Annotated in this window: 22 protein-coding genes; 9 read left to right on the top strand and 13 right to left on the bottom strand. The window is 73.2% G+C overall.

All coding sequences use genetic code 11. The annotated features are described in order from the left end of the window. Nucleotides 1-71 precede the first annotated feature (71 nt). Nucleotides 72-647 carry a CGNR zinc finger domain-containing protein gene (locus BLV96_RS43720; RefSeq protein WP_086677186.1) on the top strand — a complete coding sequence of 192 codons (576 nt, stop codon included), beginning with the start codon at nucleotides 72-74 and terminating at the stop codon, nucleotides 645-647. Here BLV96_RS43720 and BLV96_RS43715 read toward each other — a convergent pair. Further along, a complete protein-coding gene (locus tag BLV96_RS43715) occupies nucleotides 631-1,734 on the bottom strand; it encodes an FAD-dependent oxidoreductase (RefSeq protein ID WP_244180928.1) in 1,104 nt (367 codons plus the stop codon). The two genes, BLV96_RS43720 and BLV96_RS43715, sit on opposite strands and share 17 nt — an antisense overlap. Nucleotides 1,735-1,810: 76 nt before the next feature. Here BLV96_RS43715 and BLV96_RS43710 point away from each other — a divergent pair, with 76 nt between their 5' ends. Continuing rightward, nucleotides 1,811-2,533 carry a TetR/AcrR family transcriptional regulator gene (locus BLV96_RS43710; RefSeq protein WP_086677185.1) on the top strand — a complete coding sequence of 241 codons (723 nt, stop codon included), beginning with the start codon at nucleotides 1,811-1,813 and terminating at the stop codon, nucleotides 2,531-2,533. 64 nt (nucleotides 2,534-2,597) lie between these two features. Continuing rightward, nucleotides 2,598-3,011, top strand: a complete 414-nt coding sequence (locus tag BLV96_RS43705; RefSeq protein ID WP_244180927.1) for a hypothetical protein — start codon at nucleotides 2,598-2,600, stop codon at nucleotides 3,009-3,011. On the opposite strand, the gene BLV96_RS43700 is transcribed toward BLV96_RS43705, so the two are convergent. Further along, nucleotides 3,008-4,174, bottom strand: coding sequence for an MFS transporter (locus tag BLV96_RS43700; RefSeq protein ID WP_086677204.1), 1,167 nt, complete (start codon nucleotides 4,172-4,174; stop codon nucleotides 3,008-3,010). The two genes, BLV96_RS43705 and BLV96_RS43700, sit on opposite strands and share 4 nt — an antisense overlap. Nucleotides 4,175-4,273: 99 nt before the next feature. Between BLV96_RS43700 and BLV96_RS43695 the strand changes: the two genes are divergently transcribed. Together BLV96_RS43695 and BLV96_RS43690 are read left to right on the top strand one after the other, a co-directional pair. Continuing rightward, a complete protein-coding gene (locus BLV96_RS43695) occupies nucleotides 4,274-5,341 on the top strand; it encodes a DUF5937 family protein (protein ID WP_086677203.1) in 1,068 nt (355 codons plus the stop codon). Then, entirely contained in the window at nucleotides 5,338-5,916 is a 579-nt protein-coding gene (locus BLV96_RS43690; RefSeq protein WP_086677184.1) for a hypothetical protein, read from the top strand. Before BLV96_RS43695 ends, BLV96_RS43690 begins: the two co-directional genes overlap by 4 nt. 1 nt (nucleotide 5,917) lies before the next feature. Here the strand turns inward: BLV96_RS43690 and BLV96_RS43685 are convergent, their stop codons facing one another. The 7 genes from BLV96_RS43685 to BLV96_RS43655 are packed head-to-tail and all read right to left on the bottom strand — an operon-like array spanning nucleotide 5,918 to nucleotide 12,264. Next, entirely contained in the window at nucleotides 5,918-7,402 is a 1,485-nt protein-coding gene (locus tag BLV96_RS43685; protein ID WP_086677183.1) for an FAD-dependent oxidoreductase, read from the bottom strand. Beyond that, nucleotides 7,399-8,100: a class I SAM-dependent methyltransferase gene (locus tag BLV96_RS43680; RefSeq protein WP_086677182.1), complete on the bottom strand. Its 702-nt coding sequence runs from the start codon at nucleotides 8,098-8,100 to the stop codon at nucleotides 7,399-7,401. Before BLV96_RS43680 ends, BLV96_RS43685 begins: the two co-directional genes overlap by 4 nt. Next, the gene (locus BLV96_RS43675) at nucleotides 8,097-8,414 is read right to left on the bottom strand and encodes a lycopene cyclase domain-containing protein (protein WP_086677181.1); all 318 of its coding nucleotides are present in this window, start codon (nucleotides 8,412-8,414) and stop codon (nucleotides 8,097-8,099) included. The genes BLV96_RS43680 and BLV96_RS43675 overlap by 4 nt, the downstream gene beginning before the upstream one ends. Then, complete coding sequence (locus tag BLV96_RS43670; RefSeq protein WP_086677180.1) at nucleotides 8,414-8,770, bottom strand: lycopene cyclase domain-containing protein; 357 nt, start codon at nucleotides 8,768-8,770, stop codon at nucleotides 8,414-8,416. The genes BLV96_RS43675 and BLV96_RS43670 overlap by 1 nt, the downstream gene beginning before the upstream one ends. A 1-nt stretch (nucleotide 8,771) precedes the next feature. Further along, entirely contained in the window at nucleotides 8,772-9,716 is a 945-nt protein-coding gene (locus tag BLV96_RS43665; RefSeq protein WP_086677179.1) for a phytoene/squalene synthase family protein, read from the bottom strand. Continuing rightward, a complete protein-coding gene (gene crtI, locus BLV96_RS43660) occupies nucleotides 9,713-11,185 on the bottom strand; it encodes a phytoene desaturase family protein (RefSeq protein ID WP_086677178.1) in 1,473 nt (490 codons plus the stop codon). The genes BLV96_RS43665 and crtI overlap by 4 nt, the downstream gene beginning before the upstream one ends. Next, nucleotides 11,182-12,264 (bottom strand): polyprenyl synthetase family protein, encoded by a 1,083-nt coding sequence (locus BLV96_RS43655; protein ID WP_086677177.1) that lies wholly within the window; start codon nucleotides 12,262-12,264, stop codon nucleotides 11,182-11,184. The genes crtI and BLV96_RS43655 overlap by 4 nt, the downstream gene beginning before the upstream one ends. Nucleotides 12,265-12,443: 179 nt before the next feature. On the opposite strand from BLV96_RS43655, the gene BLV96_RS43650 reads away from it, so the two are divergent. Beyond that, nucleotides 12,444-13,454: a Rieske (2Fe-2S) protein gene (locus tag BLV96_RS43650; protein WP_086677176.1), complete on the top strand. Its 1,011-nt coding sequence runs from the start codon at nucleotides 12,444-12,446 to the stop codon at nucleotides 13,452-13,454. A gap of 213 nt (nucleotides 13,455-13,667) precedes the next feature. On the opposite strand, the gene BLV96_RS43645 is transcribed toward BLV96_RS43650, so the two are convergent. Beyond that, the gene (locus BLV96_RS43645; RefSeq protein ID WP_086677175.1) at nucleotides 13,668-14,195 is read right to left on the bottom strand and encodes a MarR family winged helix-turn-helix transcriptional regulator; all 528 of its coding nucleotides are present in this window, start codon (nucleotides 14,193-14,195) and stop codon (nucleotides 13,668-13,670) included. Nucleotides 14,196-14,360: 165 nt separating this feature from the next. On the opposite strand from BLV96_RS43645, the gene BLV96_RS43640 reads away from it, so the two are divergent. Continuing rightward, complete coding sequence (locus tag BLV96_RS43640) at nucleotides 14,361-16,373, top strand: phosphocholine-specific phospholipase C (protein WP_086677174.1); 2,013 nt, start codon at nucleotides 14,361-14,363, stop codon at nucleotides 16,371-16,373. Here BLV96_RS43640 and BLV96_RS43635 read toward each other — a convergent pair. Then, on the bottom strand, nucleotides 16,363-17,289 hold the full coding sequence (locus BLV96_RS43635) for an AraC family transcriptional regulator (RefSeq protein WP_086677173.1): 927 nt from the start codon (nucleotides 17,287-17,289) through the stop codon (nucleotides 16,363-16,365). The two genes, BLV96_RS43640 and BLV96_RS43635, sit on opposite strands and share 11 nt — an antisense overlap. An 80-nt stretch (nucleotides 17,290-17,369) precedes the next feature. Between BLV96_RS43635 and BLV96_RS43630 the strand changes: the two genes are divergently transcribed. Both BLV96_RS43630 and BLV96_RS43625 read left to right on the top strand, forming a co-directional pair. Then, nucleotides 17,370-18,146, top strand: a complete 777-nt coding sequence (locus BLV96_RS43630) for a Rossmann-fold NAD(P)-binding domain-containing protein (protein ID WP_086677172.1) — start codon at nucleotides 17,370-17,372, stop codon at nucleotides 18,144-18,146. A 70-nt stretch (nucleotides 18,147-18,216) separates the two neighbouring features. Next, entirely contained in the window at nucleotides 18,217-19,542 is a 1,326-nt protein-coding gene (locus tag BLV96_RS43625; RefSeq protein ID WP_091390332.1) for an MFS transporter, read from the top strand. On the opposite strand, the gene BLV96_RS43620 is transcribed toward BLV96_RS43625, so the two are convergent. After that, on the bottom strand, nucleotides 19,494-20,990 hold the full coding sequence (locus BLV96_RS43620) for a DUF2235 domain-containing protein (RefSeq protein WP_086676852.1): 1,497 nt from the start codon (nucleotides 20,988-20,990) through the stop codon (nucleotides 19,494-19,496). The two genes, BLV96_RS43625 and BLV96_RS43620, sit on opposite strands and share 49 nt — an antisense overlap. Nucleotides 20,991-21,101: 111 nt before the next feature. Next, nucleotides 21,102-21,800 carry an ArsR/SmtB family transcription factor gene (locus BLV96_RS43615; RefSeq protein ID WP_244180947.1) on the bottom strand — a complete coding sequence of 233 codons (699 nt, stop codon included), beginning with the start codon at nucleotides 21,798-21,800 and terminating at the stop codon, nucleotides 21,102-21,104. Nucleotides 21,801-21,839: the final 39 nt, after the last annotated feature.

Genomic DNA, 21,839 nt, shown 5'->3' with positions numbered 1-21,839 from the left:
GTCGTCGTGGAACCGGCTAAGACGGTTCTAACACGGCCCGACGACGAGAAGCAACCTGCTAAGGTGGTTCCATGGGTGCTGGGTTCCCCGACTTCCGGCTGGGCAGCGTGCTGGCGACCAGCTTCACGGGGACGCTGTCGGAACGCCGCGGCACTCCCGTGGAACGCATCCCGACACCGCAGCGGCTCGTCGACTGGCTGGTGGTGAACGGCCTCGCCGTGACGTCCTGCACCGACGCCCAGCTCGAACTCGCCCGGGAACTGCGGGAGGCGATCCACGCCGCCGCGACCGCGGCCGCGACCCAAGAGGCTCTCCCCGCCGACGCCGTCCGGGTCATCAACGACCGCAGCGCCCAGGGCCGGGCCGCCGCGGTTCTGACGCCCGACGGCACCCGGCAGTGGCAGCTCGGATCGGCATCCGAGGTGGAAGACGCCCTGGGCGTGATCGCCGCCGACGCGATCGGCATCCTCGCCGGCGAACGGGACGGAAAGCTGGCCCTGTGCGCGTCGCCGACCTGTCAGGCCGCTTTCTTCGACACCAGCCAAAGCCGCACCCGCAGGTGGTGTGACATGAACACGTGCGGCAACCGGCAGAAGAAAGCCCGGTTCCTCGCCAACCAGCGCAAGAACCTCACCCAGCGGGGTTGACCGGAACGAAGGCGGGAAGCGCCGCGAGGCTGTGGCGCACGGCTTCGGCGCCGTACTCGAACATCTGCCGCTCGTAGTCGCCGACCGCGTCGAGGAGATCCCGGCGGCCCTCGGTCAGGCAGCGGCGCAGCAGATCGGCGTCGCGCAGGGCGGTGTTGGCCCCGTTGCCGCCGGTCGGGGACGTGGCGTGGATGGCGTCGCCGAGCAGCGTGACCGGGCCGGGCGCCCAGCGTTCGCCGGGCTCGACCACCCGGATGGACAGCAACGCGCTGTTGTCCGCGTCGGACTGCTCGATGAGCGCGCGCAGGTCCGGGTGCCAGCCGTCCATTTCGGACAGCACGGCCTCGCGCGCGGTGCCGGCCGAGCCGTCCGGCGGCAGGATCATCGCCCAGCGCACGTAGTCGCCGATGTCGGGGAGGGCCACTTCGGGCGCCAGTTCTTCGGCCGCTTCCTTCGGCGGCGTGCGGAACCGCATCGCGCCGAGCAGCAGGCTCACGCGGTCTCCGGCGATCTTCGAGCCGAAAGCCCGCTCCAGTCCGGCGAACTGCCCGGTCAGCGGTGTGCGGCCGAGGACGAACCGGACACCGGTGTCGGTCGGCGTCGTCCGCGGCGACAGGACCGCGCGGACCGCGGAACCGACGCCGTCCGCCCCGACGAGCAGGTCGGCGACCGCCGGATCGCCGTGGGCGAACCGGGCTTCGACCTTGCCGTCGGCCCGCACGTCGTAGCCGGTCAGCGCGGCTGAAGTGTGGACGGTGAGCCCGGTCAGCAGCAGGTGGCGCAGGACCTGGCGGTCGACCACGATCCCGGGTCTGCCGGGGCCGAGCTCGCCGATCTTGTTCAGCAGCGGGTCGAGGACCAGCCGCTCGCCGTAGGCGTCGCCGACGACCGCGTCCAGCAGAGGGTGCCAGCGTTGCGGCAGGCAACCGTGCAGTGCCGCCAGCCCCGCCGGGTTGAGCACGAGCCGGTAGCCCTGGAACCGTGCGGTGATGGCCGGGTCGCGCTCGTACACGTCGGCCGCGATCCCGGCCTGGCGCAGGCCCTGCGCCAGGCACAGGCCGCCCAGGCCGGCTCCGGCGATGGCCACTCGAAACTCGGGTGAACTTAGTTCGTCTCTCACGAACTAAGTTCTAACACGCGAACTTAGTTCGTCACAAGCTATAGTGACCGACGTGCCTTCCGACCCCCGGCGACACCGGGCCGCCCGTCACGCCCCGCCCGCCGGAGACCCCGCTGTGTCGCCCGCGCCCCGGAGACCCCTCACGGTCGACCGGATCACCGACGCGGCCCTGCAGGTCGTGGCCACCGAGGGCTACGACGCGCTGACCATCCGCCGGGTCGCCGCGGTGCTCGGCACCGGGCCGTCTTCGCTGTACGCGCACATCGTCAACAAGGACGACATCGACGACCTGCTCGTCGGCCGGCTCTGCGCGCAGGTCGTGCTGCCCGAACCGGATCCGGCCACCTGGCGGACGCAGATCCTCGACGTGTACGCGCAGATCCGCGACCAGTACCTGGCCTACCCCGGGGTTTCCCGCGCCGCGCTGGGCATGGTCCCCACCAACCTCGCCGCCCTGCGGGTCCGCGAAGGGCTCTTCGCGATCCTGCGCGCCGGCGGGATCGAACCGCGGACCGCCGCCTGGGCCCTCGACGCGCTGTCGCTCTACGTCAGCGCCTACGCCCTGGAGCAGTCGCTGGTCCGGCAGCGGCGGGAACACCCGGACGACGAATGGGTCGTCGGCCGCGACGAGCTGCTGAGCCGGTTCGCCGCCTTGCCGGCCGAAACGTTTCCGCACACCCGCCGTCACGCCGCCGAGCTGACCTCCGGGAGCGGGCACGACCGGTTCGAGTTCACGCTCGGGTTGATGCTCGGCAACCTCGGCTGACCGGACTCCGGGGTTCTGCACCGAAAGCACCGCGCGGAGCGTGGCCGCCCCCTACGATCGCCGCATGACACCCCTTGTGTTGATGAGCATCCAGGCCATTCCGCGGGTGCTGATGCTCGTGGTCGGCGTGCTCGGCTTCGTCTTCTCGGTCAAGGGCCGCGCCAGGGGAGTCTCCGGCCTGATGACCGGCGCGTTCGTCGTCATGCTCGTCACCACGGCGGCGGGCATCGCGTGGCAGTTCATTTCCCTGGACGCGCCGTCGTGGGTCCGGTCCAGTCACCTGAGCGTCGACGAGCTCAACGTGATCTTCCTTGCGGTGGCCGTCCCGCTGGACATCGCCGCGGTGCTGTCGTGGCTCTTGGTCGCGATCGGGGTCGTCAAGAGCGGCCGCCCGCGCCCCGGTTTCGCGCCGTACCCGGGGCCGGCCGGCTATCCGATGGCCCCGCCGCCCGGTTATCCCCAGTACCCGCCGAACTAACTCTCCTTCTCGGCGGCGACAGCGGAAGCGGAGACGAGCGTCGCCGCGGCGAGACCGCCCCAGAGGACAGCCGGGCCGCGGGCGGCGAGCGTGGTGATGACCGCCGGCGAGACGGCGAGCCCGAAGCCCGTGGAGAGCTGGAAACGGGCGAGCGCGCGGCCCAGGACGTGGGCCGGGGCGACGGCGGTGACGAGCGCGGTCGCGCTGCCCGCGTAGACGATCTCGCCGAAGGTGCAGACCACCGACACCGCGACGACGGCCGGCGCGCCCCACGATGTGGCCGCGAGGAAACCGAGGTAGGACACGGCGAGCACGACACCGCCGAGAGCCAGCGCGGTCCGCCGGGCGAAGCGGGACATCAGGACGGTGACCGGCACCTGCAGCGCGACCACCAGCACCGTGTTCGCCACGAAGACGGCCGCCGCCCACACCGGCGACGCGTGCAGCTGGGTCACCAGGACCAGGGGGAGCGCGACCTCGGGGACGTTGAGGCAGAAGACGTAGACGACGTTGGCGGCCAGCAGCGCGCCCAGCCTCGGTGCGGGTCCACCGGCCAGGGTGGTGACGGGCTGCGCGCGGAGGCGGACCGACCACGCCAACGCCGCCGCGACGAGGTAGGCGAGCCCGGTGCCGACGGCCAGCGCCCGCAACGCGGTGGTGCCGCCCGCCAGGCAAGCGGTCGCGAGGAGCCCGCCCACACCGAGGCCGGCGTTGCGCAGAGCACGGCCGCCGGCGAGCGCGGCGTCGCGCTCACGTCCGTGGGCGACCGTGGCGACGAGCGCCGCGTGGGCGGCCGGCCACGCCTGGTTGCCGATCCCGAGGAAGAGCGCCGCCGTCGCGAACAGCCCGACGTGCCCCGCGGGCGCGGCGAGCAGCAGCGCGACACCCACCACGCGCACCAGCATCGACGCGGCCACGGCCGTGCTGCGCGCGCCCCGGTCCAGCCAGCGGCCCACCGCGGGCATGCACACCAGCCCGGCGACGATGCCGGCCGTCATGGCGATGCCGGTGGCCGCCGCGGACAGGCCGAGCACCAGCACCCCGTAGAGCAGCAGGAAAGGCCGGAGCAGGCCGGTGCCGAGCGCGTCCACGGTCAGGGCGACGGCGTAGCGGGGCCCGCCGGAAGCCCGGACGAGGGCCCGCGGCCGGATCTTGGTCGTCATGGCGTCCACGATGGATTCGGCCGCCGGGATCGCCGCGTCGATTGACCGGCTCCGTCAACCGACGTGGTCGCCGGGCGGGTGACCGGCGAGAATGGCGGGATGACGGTGCGCATCGACATCGGCGGCCTGCCTGCCGGGCGGCTGCGGTTCGCGGCCTCCCCGCTGGCCGAGCTGACGGCGATGCTGCACGTCCTGGCCGAACCCGGGCACCACCCGCAGCTCGCCGGCTGGGCCGGGGACGTCTGGGCGGGGCTGCCGCCGGAGCTGGCCGAGCGGCTGCGGGAGGCGGAGTTCCTCTGGCGTTCGTCGCGAGCGGACTTCCTGGTGCCCGCCCGTCCCCGGCCGACGCTCGCCGAAGAGCTGGACGACGTGGACCGGATCGACGACGAAACCTACGTGACCGCCGCGCTCATCACGACGTGCGGCAGCAACCGCGTCCACTTCGGAGCACCGTCACCGCTCGCCGACGCCACGGCTCGCGAACGGGCGCTGGACCTCGCCCAGGCGCGTGGTGCGCTGCAGGAGGCGTTCGCGGAACGGCTGCTCGCGGACCCGTCGGCCGTGCGGGCGCGGGTCCGCCGGACGCTCGAGGAGTGCGCGGAGGCGTTCTTCGACGCCGCTTGGACGCGCATCGCCGGCCGGCTCGCTTCGGACATCCGGCTGAAGAACGACTTGCTGAAGCGTCGCGGCATCGGGGCGGCGCTCGCGTCGATCTCCGGCGCGGTCGTCTTGGACGGTACCTGCATCGTCGTGGACAAGCTGCAGGACAACGCGACGGCCGCCCGCGACGGCGTCACGTTCCTGCCGAGCGTGTTCGGCCGCCCGCACCTGGTGGCGGTCCACGCCCCGGGGTGGCGGCCGGTGCTGCAGTACCCGATCGCCGCACCGGAGCCGGTATCGCTGGAGACGGTCACGCTGCGGTTGGAGGCGCTGGCCCACCCGGTCCGGTTGAGGCTGCTGCGGACGTTGGCCCGAGGTCCGCACACGACCGGCGAGCTGGCCCACGCTTGGGGGCTGTCGGCGCCGGAGGTGTCCCGCCATTTGGCAGTGTTGCGCCGCGCGGGGTTGCTCACCGGTCGGCGGGAGGGGCGGTACGTCCGGTACACCGTCAACTTGCCCGATCTGACGGCGCTGGGGTCCGATCTGGTGGGGGCCGTGCTGCGATGAGCAGTTTCCCCGCCTCCGCCGACCGGGTTCGTGACGCCGGCCTCGCGTCCCGCGACCGGCTGCTCGCGCTGCGGGAATGCGTCCTCTGCTTCCAGCCGTACGGTTTCCGGGCCACCTGGCACCACCTGATCGTCAGCGCGGACGTCCCGCGGAACCTCGACGACGACCCGCGGTCCCTGACGCGCGCGGTGGACGAACTCGAGGAGGCGCGGCTCGTGTGGCGCGCGCAGAGCGAGGACTACGAGGCCCGTCGCCGGCGGGAAAAGGCCGCCGGCCGGAGGGACGCGAGCCGGGCCGACAACTGGCGCACTTGGGCCGGCCTCGTCGCCTACTGTCCCGACCTCGAAAAGCACCCCACCGAACGGCTGGTCGTCGTCGTCCGGCGGGTGATCGCCGCTTACGAATCCGGCGTCGATCCGTTGAAAACGTGCCGTGCTTGTGGGACGCAGGTGACCGCCGACACCCCCTGTCCGGACTGTGGGGTGGATCCCGCCGGCCCCACCGCGAACCGGCCCGAAATCCGCGTGCGCACCTCGTTCCGCTGGCGCGCGGTGTGGCGGCGGACCGCGCGCTGACTCACGTCAGGCGGTCGAGCAGGCGGAGCCGGCCGCGGTTGGGGACCGAGCGCAGCGGGTGCCCCGCCACGCCCCACCCGGTCAGCAGCTCGTTCGCCGCCGTCCAGCCGGTGGTCGCCGCTCTCTCCATCAACGCCACCGGCAGGTCCACGCGGATCGCGTCGCCCGCCAGGACCAGACCCGGCTCCGGTGTCACCACGCTCGGACGGTTGGCGAATCCGCCGACCGGGAACAGCGGGCAGTCCTGCCGCGTCACCGTGATCTCGCCCAGCACCCGCGCCGCCGCCGTCTCCGGGTACAGCTCGTGCAGGCGCTCGTCCAGGCCCGCGCCGTCCGGCGACGCGTACGCGTGCGTCTCCACCACCGAGCCGCCCGTGCGCGCGGCCCAGCGGCGGGCTTCGCCCTCGTACCGGTCCAGCACGCTGATGTTGTCCAGCGGCGGCAACCCGCCCGTGCCCAGGAACGCCGGCCGGTCGGCACGCACCGGCCGGTCGAGCCACAGCCGGCGGACCACGAACGGCGGTGCCGTGCGCAGCCCTTCGACCGCCGCCCGCCACGACGGCGTGCCCAGCCCGGGCGAAGCCGCGACGATCCGGCGCAGCCCCGCGACGTCGCACGCGAGCACCACCGCGTCGAAACGCGTTCCCTCGACGACGAACCCGGAGGACTCCCGCGCGACGCCGCGCACCGCCGTCCCGAGCCGGAGGTCCGCGCCGCGTCCGGAAAGGTAGTCGCCGAGCGGGTTCCACAGCGCCTGCGGGAACGGCTCGGCCGGCACGTCGAACAGCAGTCCTTCCGACGAGCCCAGGAAGTACAGGTGGAACATCGTCGCCAGCTCGGCCGCGGAGAGCTCGCCCGGGTCGGCGAAGAAGCTGCGCGAGAACACCTCGAACGCCAAATGCCTTGCCGCCGCCGGGAAGTTGATCGCGCTGAGGAATGACGCCGCGTCGAGGTGGTCGAGCTGCTCGTAGACGCGGGGAACGCTGACGGTCGCCAGCGGCAGGGCCCGCCGTCCGTCCAGCCGCACCAGGTCACGCGCCCGGAACGTCGGGCTGCGCAAGGCGAACGCCAGCGCGTTCAACGGCGGGGTCAGCGGCAGGCCGGCGAACGTGTCGGTGCGCCCGTGCGGGTCGATGAGCGGGTAGTCGGGCACCGGGACCAGCCGCTCCAGGCCGGGATCGGTGCGCATGAGCAACGCCCGCAAGTTGTAGTACTGGCGGAAGAACGCGTGGAATCCCCGGCTCATCGTGACTTCGGTCCCGTCCGGCAGCCGCTCGGGCCAGCCGCCCGCGCGGCCGCCCAAAAAGGACTCGCGCTCGAACACCGTCACCTCGACCCCGCGCTCGGCGAGCCCGGTCGCCGCCGTCAGCCCGGCGATGCCGCCTCCGACGACGGCCGCGCGCGGACGGCGGCCGAGCCGTCCGGCGTCGGGCAGCCCGCCGGGTGCGGGGTGGGTCTCCGCCCGGCGGTCGCGACCCGCGATCACGGTGCCGTGCCCAGGACCGTGTGGACGATCCCGCGGGACCAGCCCGGCATCGTGCCGGTGCGGACGTCGGTGAACCCGGCGGCGGACAGGCGCGCGCACAGCTCGGTGACGCCGTCGAACGCCACGACGCTGCGGCGGAGGTGCCGGTAGAGCGTGGCGTCGCCGGTGGTGACCCGGCCGAGCGGGATGACGATCGCGCCGCACACCGCGTTCCACACCCACCGCGCGCGGCGGGAGTCGCGCACGGAGTACTCGTGCAGCGCCAGCTGACCGCCGGGTCGCAGCAGCCCGCGCAGCGCCCGCAGAGTGCTGTCGGGGTCGTCGACGTTGCGCAGCAGGTAGGCGGCGAAGACCGCGTCGAACGGGCCCGCGGGCGGCTCCTCGACCGGGGTGTGCCGGAATTCCACTGTGGACGGCCAGGACTTGGCCCGGGCGCGGGCGAGCATCGCGCCCGACGCGTCGATCGCGGTGACGCGCGCGTCGGGGGCGATCGCCAGCAGCGCCGCCGTCGACGCGCCCGTGCCGCAGCCCGCGTCGAGGATCCGCAGCCCCTGGTGCCCCGGCCGGACGAGCCGCCGCGCCGAAAGCCGCAGGTCGCGGTGGTAGCCGGGGTTCAGCCCGACGAGCCGGTCGTAGGCCGCCGCGCCCGCGTCGAACGCCGCCGGCACCTCGGCGCGGGGCAGGCCGTTGCCTTTCATGCACTGTCCTTTCGCGACTTACCGCGTTCCCACAGGAGCAGGACCGCGGTGACGAGGGCGTAGCCGAACAGGAAGTCCTCCACCGGGATGTCCCACGGGAACCGCCAGCCGGTGATGCCGCCGGGGGAGTAGCGGACGATCGGTGCCGACAGCTTCGTCAGCCACCCGTCCACCGGGATCTGGAACGCGACGACGATCACCATGGTGACCCAGTACGTGGTCCGCCGGAACAGCCCGGTGCGCAGGAGGAAGACCTCGGCCGCGACCACCGCCAGCACGGCGGCGACGGCGGGAACCGTGTAACCCCAGGGCATCAGCGCCGCACCCGCCGCCGGTCGAGCAGCGGCCGGACGAGCCGGCGCAGCAGGTTCCCGGTCAGCTCGACGGCCTCGTACGTCAGGACCCCGCACACCGGGATCACGACGAAGAACAGCACTTCTTCGAGCGGAACCCCGAACGGCACGCGCAGCCCCGTGACGAACGCCGGGTCGAAGTCCCAGACGCCGGCCGCGATCGCCAGCACGTCCCACACCAGGAACACCGCCGCGACCGGCAGCACCGCGCGCGCCAGCCGCCGGGGCCGGCGCCACGCGCGGGCGCCGGCCAGCTCCAGCGGCAACGTCACCAGCACGCACGCGCCGAGGACGAGCAGGTACTCCCACCGGCCCACCTCACGTCACCGCCGGGTGCCGGCGCCGCGCCCACTGCGCCCGGACGAGCGCGTCGCAGGCCGCGGCCAGGCGGCGGTGCCTGGGCACGCGAGCGCGGCCGGCGAACACGTTGTAGTCTAAGGCTTCGATGCGGTCGAGGATCCCTCCGTAAAGGACGTACGCGGTCCGCACGCACGGCCGCGACGCCGGGTGCAGCATGGCGATCCCCGGCCGGGCTTCGGCGTAGACGCGGCGGGTGGCCGCGACCTGCTCGATCAGCGCCCGCCGGACCGCCGCGTCGAGCCGGTGCGTCGCGACGCACCAGCGCAGCCGGTCGCGGTCGACGCCGGCCGCGGCCAGCTCGTCGGCGGGCAGGTAGACGCGCCCGCGTTCGAGGTCCTCGGCGACGTCACGCAGGAAGTTGGTCAGCTGGAACGCCTTGCCCAGCGCGGCGGCCCGCGGCGCGGCCTCGTCGCGGGGGACGACGGTGCCGAGGATCGGCAGCACCTGCAGCCCGATGACCTCGGCTGAGCCGTGCACGTACTCGTCGAGCGCCGCGCGGTTCGGGTAGCCGGTCACGGTCAGGTCCATCCGCATCGAGGCGAAGAACGCGCGGAAGTACGGCTCCGGGATGGCGTACCGGGTCGCGGTGTCGATGACGGCGGTGCGCAGAGGATCGTCGCTGGTCCCGGCGGCCAGCTCTTTCAGGAACCCCTCTTCGGCCTCGAGCAGGGTCGCCGCGATCGAGTCCGGGGTGGCGCCGGGCTCGGGCTCGTCGACGAGGTCGTCGAGGCGCCGGGCGAACCCGTAGAGCGCGTGGACGGCGGGGCGCTGCGCGGGCGCGAGCATGCGGGTGGCGAGGAAGTACGTGCGGCCGTGCCGCGCGTTGAGCTCCCGGCAGTGCCGGTAGGCCTCGCGCAGCCCGGGCCCGGTGATGCCGGCGGCGTCGAGTTCGCGGCGGGTCATCCGCCTCCTTCCCCGGTGATCCGGTCGGCGGCGAGCCGCCCGGAGAGCAGCACGGTCGGGACGCCGACCCCCGGCACGGTCCCGCCGCCCGCGAGCACGACGTTTTCCACGCCCGGTGGCAGGTTGCGCGGCCGGAACGGTCCCGTTTGGACGAACGAGTGCGCGTAGCTGAACGGCGTGCCCGCGACCATCCCGCGCCGCGCCCAGTCGGCCGGGCCGAGGACGTGCCACGCCTCCGGTTCGAAGCCGGGCAGCAGGCCGGCGCGGACGTGGTCGAGGATCTCCTTGGCGTACGGCTCCGCTTCGCCGTCCCAGTCGCGCGGGCCCCGCTGGAGGTTCGGCACCGGCGCGAGGATCGAGAACAGCTGCCGCCCGGCGGGCGCCAGCCCGGGGTCGGTCGCCGTCGGCCGGGTGATCAGCAGGGACGGGTCGCTCATCGGGCTGCCGTCGGTGATGAGCTCGCGGAAGGTCGACGCCCAGCCGCGGCCGAAGGAGATCGTGTGGTGCCCGACCGGCCAGTCCCCGGGACCGCCGGTGTGCAGGACCAGCGCGGACGGCGCCGGGCGCAGCGGCACCGGCCGGCGGGGCGTGCGGCCCAGCAGCCGGTAGGACTCGTGCGGTTCCGTCGTCAGGACGACGGCGTCGCACGGGATCCGGCCTTCGGACGTGCGGACGGCCGTGACGCGCGCGCCCTGGCGTTCGAGCGCCGTGACCGGTTCGCCGAACCGGAACTCCGCGCCGGCCCGTTCCGCGACGCGGGCCATCGCCCGGGGCACGGCGGCCATCCCGCCCTCGGGGAAGTACACGCCGCCGACGGTGTCCATGTAGGAGATGACCGCGTACAGCGCGAGCGCCCGCATCGGCGACTCGCCCGCGTACAGCGCTTGGAAGGTGAAGACGCGCTTGAGGCGTTCGTCGCGCAGGAACGCGCCGATCTTCCGGTCCAGCCGCCGGAAACCGCCGAGCGCGACGAGCCGGGCGAGGTCGGCCGACACGAGCCCGAGCGGCGAATCGATGTTGCTCGCCACGAACCGGTCGAACTCCGCCGCGTACAGCCGGGTCAGCCAGGTGCGCAGCCGGCGGTACCCGGCCGCTTCGTCCGGGCCGGCGAACTCGCGGACGGCGTCGGTCATCCGGTCGGCGTCGGAGTGGACCGGCAGGACGGACCCGTCGGCGAAGCGCGCGGTGTAGGCCGGGTCGAGCCGCGTCAGCCGGAGCTCCGAAGCCAGGTCCGCGCCCGCGGCGGCGAACGTATCGGCGAGGATCGAAGGCATGGTCAGCACCGTCGGCCCGGTGTCGAGGTGGTAGCCGCCGGTCTCGACGCGGCCGGTGCGCCCGCCCGGGCCGGGATCGCGTTCGACGACGGTGACCCGCCGGCCCCGGCCCGCCAGGTGCAGCGCCGCGGACAGCCCGGCGAGACCGGCCCCGACGACCACGACGTGGTCCGTGCGCCCGGTGACCGTCCTCATCGGACGCGCTCGGTGCAGCGGGTGGCCAGGACCGTGAGCGCGTCGGCCGCCTGCCGGGGCAGGGAAACCAGGTCGATCGCTTCGAGCGCGCGGCGGACGCGTTCGTCGACGAGCTTCTCCAGCTGGTCGCGGGCGCCGGTCGCGGTGATCAGCTCCCGCCAGCGGGCGACGGCTTCGTCGTCGACCTCGTCGAGGGCGAGCAGGCCGGTCAGGTCGGCGCGCTGACCGCGGTCGGCCAGGTCCCGGGCGAGCACGACGACACTGGACGCCTTGCGCTCGCGCAGGTCGTCGCCCGCGGGCTTGCCGGTGACCGCCGGGTCGCCGAACACCCCCAGCAGGTCGTCGCGGAACTGGAAGGCTTCGCCCAGCAGACCGCCGTAGGTGCCGAGTGCGGCGACGACGTCCTCGGGGCAGCCGGCCAGCGCCGCGCCGAACTCCAGGGGCCGGCGGACGGTGTAGTTGCCGGACTTGCGGCGGATGACGTCCAGGACGTCGGCCCAGGACGGCAGCGTGCGCGCGTCGTTGACCAGGTCGCCGAGCTGACCGACGGCCAGCTCCGACCGCAACCGGTCGTAGCCGGGCCGGCCGCGGGCGAGGGCCTGGGCGTCGAGCCCGCTTTCGTGCAGCAGCTGCTCGGACCAGACGAGGAACAGGTCGCCCATGAGCACCGCGGCCGACTCGCCGAACCGGGCCGCCGAACCGCTCAGGCCCTGCTCTTCGTGCCAGCGGGCGAAGCGGACGTGCATCGACGGACGGCCGCGCCGCCGCGCCGAGCCGTCCATGACGTCGTCCTGGACGAGGGCGAAGCAGTGCAGGAGCTCCAGGCTCGCGGCGGCGCGCAAGGCCGCCGCGGTTTCGGGTCCGCCGCAGCGCCAGCCGGTGTAGGCGAACATCGGCCGGAGGAACTTGCCGCCGGTGACGAACTCCGGCAGCGCGCCGACGGCGGGGGTGTCCGCCGCGCGTCCGGTGAAGTGCTCGCGCACGCGCTCGGTAACGAAGGCGTGGACGTCGGTGCCGCAGCGCCGGCGCAGCGCGTCGAGCCACGCCACCGATCCGGCGGCCGTGGAAGTCGCGGTCATCCGGGCTCCTCTCTCGCCGTCTTGCGATGCAAAATCGATGCACGCTCAGCGAGCATCAAGGGGCACGTCGGATGGTGAGACTGTTACCCCGGTTCTACCGTGATAAACGGGAATGCGCTCGCTGGGCAGCCGAATTCGGTGACGTTGCGAGCCCGATGCGGATCGGCCACGATGGACCGATGAACGTCAGCCGCCGGATCGCCGCGCGGTGGCCGCGGCGATGGCCCGTCCAGCCCTTCGCCGAACCCCGCTGGGCGAAGCAGGAGCCGACCTACCGCGACTGCCCGCCCGCCCTGATCGAAGCGGCGGGCAAGCGCGCCTCGGCCCGCCCGTCGGGGAACTGGTTCGTCGTCGCGGCCGGCCGGGAGGTGCGCGCGGACCGCCCGTTCGGGGTGACCGTCGGCGGCCGCGAGCTGGTCGCGTGGCGCGGGCCGGAGGGAGACGTCCGGATCGGCCCCGGCGCGTGCCCGCACCTGGGCGCCCCCTTGGCCGACGCGCGGGTGGACGCCGGCGGCTTGGTCTGCCGGTGGCACGGCCTGCGGATCGACGGCTCCCGCTGCGGAACGTGGTCCCCGGTGCCGGCGCACGACGACGGCGTGCTCGTCTGGGCGCGCCTGGACAGCCTGGGCGGCGAGCAGCCGACGGACGCCCCGGTGGTGCCGGCCCGCCCGGCCGACGCGGCCCGCATCGACGCCGTGGCGACGTTGACCGGGACCTGTGAGCCCGAGGACGTGGTGGCGAACCGCCTCGACCCGTGGCACGGCGCGTGGTTCCACCCGTATTCGTTCAGCCGCCTGCGGGTGCTCGAAGCGCCGCAGGGGATCGACGTGCCCGACTCCGAAGACCGGTTCCTCGTCGAGGTGACGTTCCGCCTCGCGGGCCGCTGGGGCGTGCCGGTGCTGGCGGAGTTCACCTGCCCCGAGCCGCGCACGGTGGTGATGCGGATCGTCGAAGGCGAAGGGGTGGGCAGTTTGGTGGAGACGCACGCGACCCCGCTCGGCCCGGGCCCGGACGGCCGCCCCCGCACGGCGGTCATCGAGGCGACGATCGCCGCGTCGGAGCGGCCGGGGTTCGCGGTGGCGGCGAAGCTGGCGCCGGCGATCCGCCCGCTGATGCGCCACACCGCGGCGCGGTTGTGGCGCGACGATCTCGCTTACGCCGAACGCCGTTACGCCTTGCGCTCCGGCTGACGTTTGTGCCCTGTGGGCCCGGGTATACGGCTCCCGGCGGTGCCCGCCCGTGTTCGAGCTCAGCCCGTGACCTCTATGATCCGGGCAGTCGGGCGGGCACCGCTGCCACCTTCCGGGTGGCTGAAGGGCACCTTCCTCACATGAGATGCGAGGAAGGTGCCCTTCAGCGCGTCGGATGCGAGGAAGGGCACCTTCGGCCGCGCGGCCCGGTCGTCATCGGTTCCCGAGGTGCTCGGACAGGGCGTGCTGGTTCTCCACCAGCCGCAGGCAGAGGTGGCGCAGCCGGGTCGTCTCGGCGTCGGTGAACCCGCGGAAGAGCGCCGCCATCGCCAGCTGGGACGGCCGCCGGAAGTCCTCGAGCCAGCTCCGGCCCTCGTCGGTGATGCGGACCAGGACCGACCGGCGGTCGCGGGGATCGGGGACGCGCACCGCGTGCCCGGCGCGTTCCAGCGTGTCGACCAGGCCGGTGACGTTGCGCGAGCTGACCCCGGCCGACGCGGCGAGGTCCTTGATGTTCGCTTCGGCCGAGCTGAGCCGGATCAGGATGTCGAGGGCGCCGGGGCTGAGGCCGCGGCTGTCGGTGCCGTGCGAGCGCAGGGCGTCCAGGCTGCGGGCGGCCGCGCGGACGGCGGCCGCCGCTTCGAGGGCGCCGGTGTCCTCGCCGTGGGTGAAACCGGCGAGTGCGCTTCGGACATCGGGGGAGTAGAGGGAGTCGTCGGGGTCGTTCGAGAGGTCGTTCATTGTGAAGTACTACATTAGTACGTGCTTCCGTATTTGTGTCAAGAGCTCGTCCGCCCGAAGGCGTTTACCGGAGTTTCGCCCGGAGTTAGCCTCGGGCCCGGCACAGGTTCTCGTAGGCCCACGCACAATGGCCCGGCTCTCCACCACGACACCCCCGGAGTCCTCATGACGGACGTCAACCGACGGCGTTTCCTGCAGCTGGCCGGCGGCACCGCCGCCCTTTCCGCGCTCTCGACGAGCATCGCCCGCGCGGCCGAGATCCCCGCCGGCCGGCGCACCGGCACGCTGCGGGACGTCGAGCACATCGTCGTCCTCATGCAGGAGAACCGGTCGTTCGACCACTACTTCGGCACGCTGCGCGGCGTACGCGGCTTCGGCGACCCGCGGCCGGCGACCCTGGCGTCGGGCAAGTCGGTCTGGGCGCAGTCCGACGGCAAGCGCGACATCCTGCCCTTCCGCCCCGAAGCGGACAACCTGGGCCTGCAGTTCATCCAGGACCTGCCGCACGGCTGGAACGACACGCACGCGGCCTGGAACGGCGGCAAGTACGACAAGTGGGTGCCCGCCAAGGGCTCGACCACGATGGCGTACCTGACGCGCGAGGACATCCCGTTCCACTACGCGCTGGCCGACGCGTTCACCATCTGCGACGCCTACCACTGCTCGTTCATGGGCTCGACCGACCCGAACCGCTACTACATGTGGACCGGGTACACGGGCAACGACGGCAAGGGCGGCGGCCCGGTCCTCGGCAACGACGAAAAGGGCTACTCCTGGACGACCTACCCCGAGCGGCTCGAGCAGGCCGGGGTGTCGTGGAAGATCTACCAGGACATCGGCGACGGCCTCGACGCCGCCGGCGGCTGGGGCTGGATCGACGACGCCTACCGCGGCAACTACGGCGACAACTCGTTGCTGTACTTCAACTCCTACCGCAACGCCCAGCCCGGCGACGCCCTGTACGAGAAGGCCCGCACCGGCACGAACGCGAAGGCCGGCGAAGGCTACTTCGACCGGTTGCGCGCCGACGTCAAGGCCGGGAAGCTGCCGCAGGTCTCGTGGATCACCGCGCCGGAAGCGTTCTGCGAGCACCCGAACTGGCCGGTCAACTACGGCGCCTGGTACATCGCGCAGGTGCTCGACGCGCTGACCGCGAACCCGGAGGTGTGGAGCAAGACCGCGCTGTTCATCACCTACGACGAGAACGACGGCTTCTTCGACCACGTCGTCCCGCCGTACGCCTCGGCCGGGCAGTCCACTGTGGACACCGCGGGTGAGATCTTCGCGGGGTCGGCGGCGAACCCGGCCGGGCCGTACGGGCTCGGCCAGCGCGTCCCGATGATCGTGGTGTCGCCGTGGAGCAAGGGCGGGTACGTCTGCTCCGAGACGTTCGACCACACCTCGATCATCCGGTTCATCGAACGCCGCTTCGGTGTGCGGGAGCCGAACATCACGCCGTGGCGCCGCTCGGTCTGCGGCGACCTGACCTCGGCGTTCGACTTCGCGCGCACCGACGAGCGGGTGCCGGCGCTGCCGGACACGGCGGGCTACGAGCCGCCGGACCGCGTGCGGCACCCGGACTACGTGCCCGCCGTCCCGGCGCACGCCGTGCTGCCCAAGCAGGAACGCGGGGTGCGCAAGGCCCGGGCGCTCCCGTACGACCTGTCGGCCGACGCCCGCCTGGCGGACGGCAAGCTGACGGTGACGTTCGCGAACCACGGCCGCGCGGGAGCGGCGTTCTACGTGGTGACGCCGTCGGGTGAGCCGCGCACGTACACGGCCGGCGCGGGCAAGTCCCTGACCGCCGCGTTGCCCGCCACCGGCGCGTACGACTACACGGCCTACGGGCCCAACGGGTTCGTGCGGCAGTTCCGCGGCGGCGCCGCCGGTCCCGAGGTGAGCCTCCGCCAGGAGGGCGGCGACCTCGCGCTGGTCCTGACCAACAGCGGGACGACGACGGTGCAGCTGACGGTGGCGGACGCCTACGGCCACTGTTCGACGACGCGCCGGCTCCGCCCGGGAGCGCGGGTCGTCGAGCACGTAGACACCCGCCGCAGCGGCAACTGGTACGACGTGTCGGTGACGTCGGACCGCGACCCGGAGTTCGTGCGCCGCTTGGCGGGCCACGTCGAGAACGGCCGGCCGAGCACCAGCGACCCGGCCACGCTCACGGACTGACGTCCACCCGGCCGCGGCGCCAGTCCGACGGGCTGGCGCCGCGGTGGCGCTTGAAGGCCACGCTGAACGCGAACGGGTCTTCGTCGCCGACCGCTTTCGCGACCGCGGCGACGGTGTCTTCGGTGTCGCGCAACAGATCCGCGGCGAGCGTCATCCGCCAGCCGGTGAGGTAGGTCAGCGGCGGCTCGCCGACGAGGTGGGCGAACCGCGCGGCGAACGCGGCCCGCGACAACCCGGCCCGCGCGGCCAGCGAGGCGACCGTCCACCGGTGCGCGGGCTCGGCGTGCAACAGCCGCAGGGCTTCCCCGACGCCCTCGTCGTCCAGCGCCCGGTACCAGGCCGGGGGCGTGTCCGTCGTCGCGCACCACGCGCGCAGCGCCAGCACGAGGACCAGGTCCAGCAGTCGGCGGAGCACCGCGTCCTGCCCCGGTTCGTCCCGGGCGATCTCGCCGGCCAGCAGATCGAGAGCGGCTCGCGTCCGGGGCCCGGCGGGCACGACCGCCAGCGGCGGGAGCGTCCCGAGGAGCCGTTCGGCGGCGACGCCGTGGAGTTCGTACGCACCGCGCAGCATCGTCGTCGCGCCGGGTGCGCCGTCGCCGTAGGTGCGCGGCGCCCGCGGTTGCGCGTCGGCGGTGACCGGGTACTTCTTCGCGCCCCGGATCACGACCTGGGGTGCGGTGGCCGGGTCGTCCGCGATCGTGTGGCCGGTCGCCGAGATCAGGGCGATGTCGCCGGCGGCGAGGCGGACGGGGGCGGCGTCGCGGAGGCTGACGAACGCGTGCCCGCCCAGCGTGGCGACCAGGGTGAGCGGCGGGGCGTCGGCGAAGGCCATCGACCACGGCGGCCGCTGGATCAGCTGCCGGACGAGCGCGTCCGCGGCGCGGGCCCGGTGGAGCAGATCGCTCAGGACGTCCATGGCCCGACGGTAGACGATCACAAAGGAAGTCTCGACGTTTTCCCATGGATCGTCTCGCTCGTTCGCGATTGCCTGAAGGCATGACCACTTTGATCCTCGGCGGCACCGGCAAGACCGGCCGCCGCGTCGCCCAGCGGGTCGCCCACGCCCGGATCGCCTCCCGCGCGAACGGGTTCGACCTCAGCGACCCGGCGAGCTGGGCGCTGGCCGGCGTCACGGCCGTCTACCTCGTGGAACCCGATCTGCGGGCCGGCCCGCGGCTCCCGCGGTTCATTGCCGACGCGGTCGCGGCGGGCGTGTCCCGGCTGGTCCTGCTGTCCGCGCCGCGGGCGGGGGAGGAGGGGCATCCGCTGCACTCCGCGGAGCAGGCCGTCCGCGGGTCGGGCGTCGGCTGGACCATCCTGCACCCGAACTGGTTCGCGCAGAACTTCAGCGAAGGCCCGTGGGCGCCGGGAATCCGCGAGGGCGTGCTGACCCTGCCGGCCGGCGCCGGGGGAGCGCCCTTCATCGACGCCGAAGACATCGCCGACGTCGCCGCCTCGGCGCTGACCGGCGACCGGCACCACGGCGAGGTCTACGAGCTGACCGGCCCGCGGGTGGTGGGCTTCGGGGAGGCGGTGGACCTGATCGCCCGGGCGGCCGGCCGCGAGATCGAGTACGTCGACGTCGAGCCCGAGGCGTTCATCGGGCGGCAAATCGCTTACGGCGTACCGGAAACCGTGGCGCGGCTGCTCACCGGCTTGCTCTCGGGCCTGCGCGACGGCCGGGGCATCGAGCTCGGGGACGGCGTCGAGCGGGCGCTGGGCCGGCCGCCCCGGTCGTTCGAGGAGTTCGTCGCGGCCGCGTCCTGGACCTGACGGGGTTGCCGATCATATCGGAAACCATATACGATCCGCGCCACCAATCGCGGACACCGAAGGAGCCGTCATGGCGAGAGGGATCGATCGTGAGCACCGCCGGGTCGTCCTCGCCGCGATGGCCGGCACGACCATCGAGTGGTACGACTTCTTCGTCTACGCCATTTCGGCCGGGCTGGTCTTCGCCACGCAGTACTTCTCCGCGCTGGGGAAGGACGCCCTGATCCTCTCGTTCGCCACCGTCGGGATCAGCTTCTTCTTCCGGCCGATCGGCGCCGTCGTCGCCGGGCACCTCGGCGACCGGTTCGGCCGCCGGGCGGTGCTCATCGCGACGCTGCTGCTCATGGGCGTCTCGACGGTGCTGATCGGCCTGGTGCCCACCACCGCGTCGATCGGGGTCGCGGCCCCGATCCTGCTGGTGCTGCTGCGGATCGTGCAGGGACTGTCGGCCGGGGGCGAATGGGGCGGTGCGGCCCTGCTGGCCGTCGAGCACGCCCCGGCCGGCCGGCGCGGGCTGTACGGCGCCTTCCCGCAGATCGGTGTCCCCATCGGGCTCCTGCTGGCCAACGGCGCGCTCGCGCTGGCCGCCGCGGTGACGACGCCGGCGCAGTTCCTCGTGTGGGGCTGGCGCATCCCGTTCCTGCTGAGCTTCGTGCTCATCGTCCTCGGGTTCGTGATCCGCAGCCGCGTCGCGGAAAGCCCGGTGTTCGAAGAGGTCCGCCGGACGCGCAGCCGGTCGAGCCTGCCGCTGGTGCCGCTGCTGCGCCACCACGGCCTGCTGGTCGTGCTGGGGGCGCTGCTGTTCGCGGCCAACAACGCGGTCGGCTACATGACGACCGGCGGGTACGTGCAGTCGTACGCGACGAAGACCCTGCACCTGGACCGGTCGGTCGTCCTGGTGGCCGTGATGATCTCGGCGGTGGCGTGGCTGGTGAGCACCCTCGTCGGCGGCTGGCTCGCCGACCGCGTCGGCCGGATCACCGTGTACCGCATCGGGTTCGCCGTCCAGCTGGTGTGGATGGTCCCGTTCTTCGCCCTGCTGGACACGGCGAACGCGGGCTTGCTGGTGCTCGCGCTGGTGCTGTTCTCGGTCGGCTTGGGCTTCACGTACGGCCCGCAGGCGGCGCTGTACGCCGAGATGTACCCGACGCGGGTCCGCTACAGCGGCGCGGCGTTGTCGTACGCGATCGGCGCGGTGCTGGGCGGCGCGTTCGCGCCGACGATCGCCGAGGCACTGCAGTCGAGCACGGGCACGGTCTACTCGGTCTGCGCGTACCTCGCGGGCATGACGCTGATCGGGTTGGTGGCGACCTTCTTCGTCCGCGACCGCCGGGACGTTCCCCTGGGTCAGAGCCGCGAGACGGTCAGCCTCAGCGAACCCCGGTTGCTGGAGTAGCCCAGCCAGCTGTCGTTGGCGTAGGCGTAGAAGTAGCCCGCCGTCCTGTTCGTCCACCGGTCGACCCGGCCGCCGATCGGAACGGCGTCGTAGGGCTGCTGGACGTCGTGGGCGTCGAGTTTCGGGGCCGCCACCGCGCCGATCAGGGCCATCCACTTCGCGTCTTCGCAGCGGCGGCCGCCGAACGAGCGGGCGTCCGCCTCGTTGAGGCGCGCCAGCTGGGTCTGGAGCCAGGCGGACGTCGTGGCCAGCGTGTGCAGGACGTCCTGGAAGTCCAGCCGCGCGTCGGCTTCGGTGCCGTCGGGGTGGTGCGCGACCTTCCCGTTCAGCCAGGTGCCCTCGGCGGTGAACGCGTACTCGCCGGGCTCGAGGTAGAGACCGGTCCAGTTCCACGGCTTTCCCGCGTAGACGTCGACGGTCGCGGACTTGCCCACCTCGAGCCGCCGGCCGGGGCGGTACGGGCCGGTCGTGATCGGCGGCGTCGCCTGCCGGTCCACAGTGGACGCGGCGATGGCGGGGGAGTCCTTGGTGATGAACGGGAAGGCCCGCGGCGCCGGGCACAGGACCGTGTAGACGCTGTGGAGCGAGTTGTGCAGCACGTCCTGGGCGTCCGGCGCGATCTGGTGGTACATCGCGTCGTCGAAGACCAGGTCCGGGACGGCGGCGCGGCACTCGTCGATCATCCACCGCAGCGCGGCGTCGGAGAGGCCGGTGCGGTCGTGGCCGCCGCCGACGTCGCAGTGGTCGCCGGGGAACCAGACCTGCTCGACATCGCGTTCTTTGTCCACATTGGACCACAGCGTCGGCATGAACGGGCCGCGCATCTCGTCGATGGCGAGCGCCTGGCGGGCGTGGACGACGTGGTCGCCGAGCTTCGTGTCGTGGAACCGGGGGAGGTGCCCGACGTGGTCCTCGACGAGCTTCAGCGGGCCGAGCCAGTCCGGGATGCCGAGCGAGCCGACGGTGTCCCAGACCCCGAGGAACTCGATCGGGACCGCCTTGGCCGCTTCGCCGGACTCCGCCCGGTAGACGTCGGTGAAGAGCCGGTCGACCTCGGCCCAGAACTCGGTGGAGCCGGCCGTTTTGAGCGCCGCGGGCAGGCCGCAGCGCTTGAGCATGCCGGAGAGGCTGCGGACGGTGAACGCGCCGCGGCTGAACCCGAACAGGTGAATGGCGTCGCCGGGCTCGTAGGTGCGGGCGAGCCAGCCGTAGGCGCTCTTGATGTTCTCGGACAGTCCTTTGCCGACCAGTCCGCCTTCGAGGTGGTCGAGCAACCCGGGCCCCGTCCCGACGCCGGGGTGGTAGTACCGCAGCTGGTTGCCGCGCTCGGCCACGGTGTGGTGGAGCCGGGCGACGTTCGTCGGGGCCGGGCGGCCCTGTTGCTGCTGGTCCGGCGTGTTCCAGGTGCCGTCGCAGCAGACGACCAGGTGTCGTCGTTCCTCGCTCATCCGATCCACCTTCGCTCCACTCGGGATGCTTGGGAGTCGCTTCGATCTCGCCCGCGGTTACAGTCCCGAGGACTGTAGGAGGCGGAACGGGGCCCGCCGGATACGGCCGGCTCAGAAGCCGGGCAGCAGGGCGCCGAGCTCCCGGCGGCCGAGCGAGGTGATGATGAGCTCGCGGCCGGCGTCCCCGCGCCGGACGAACTTCGCGTCGAGCAGCGCCGCCAGCACCCGCCCGCCGAGGATGCCGCCGAGGTGCGGGACGCGGTTGGTCCGGTCGAGGCACGCCGTCGCCCAGCGGCGGCGGCCCGGGTCCACCGCGGCCGGGTCGACGCCGAGGTCGTGGAACGCCGAGACGTCGGCGCCCAGGGTGAGGTCGGCCGCCGAGCCGTCCGGGGGCCGCAGCGCGCCGCGGTCGACCAGCATGGCGAACACCGCCACGCCGAGCCGTCCCGCCGCGTGGTCGTAGCACGTGTGCGCGATGTCCACAGTGGACTCCACCGGGCGCGGCGGCGCGAGGGAGTCGTTGCCGCCGTAGCGGGCGAGCGCCGTCAGCACCGGCAAGAGGTCGTCGCGGCCGACGCGGTAGAGCGCGTGACGCCCCGAGTGCTCGACCGTCACCAGCCCGGCCGCCCGCAGCCGCGCCAGGTGGTTGCCCAGCCGCGGCGCGGTGACGCCGAGCGCGTCGGCCAGCTGCACCATCGTGTGCGGGCCCTCGGCCGCCAGCAGCTGCACCGCCGTCAGCCGCACGGGGTCCGACAGCTCCCGCGTCAGCCCGACGATCGCGGCTTGGACCGCGCTGTCCGGTTCGACCATTCCGCTCACCCCGCGATCCTAACACCCTTCACGAGAGCC

Source organism: Amycolatopsis pretoriensis (assembly GCF_900107925.1).
Classification (GTDB): Bacteria; Actinomycetota; Actinomycetes; order Mycobacteriales; family Pseudonocardiaceae; genus Amycolatopsis; species Amycolatopsis pretoriensis.
This window is presented reverse-complemented; position numbering and strand designations above follow the sequence as displayed.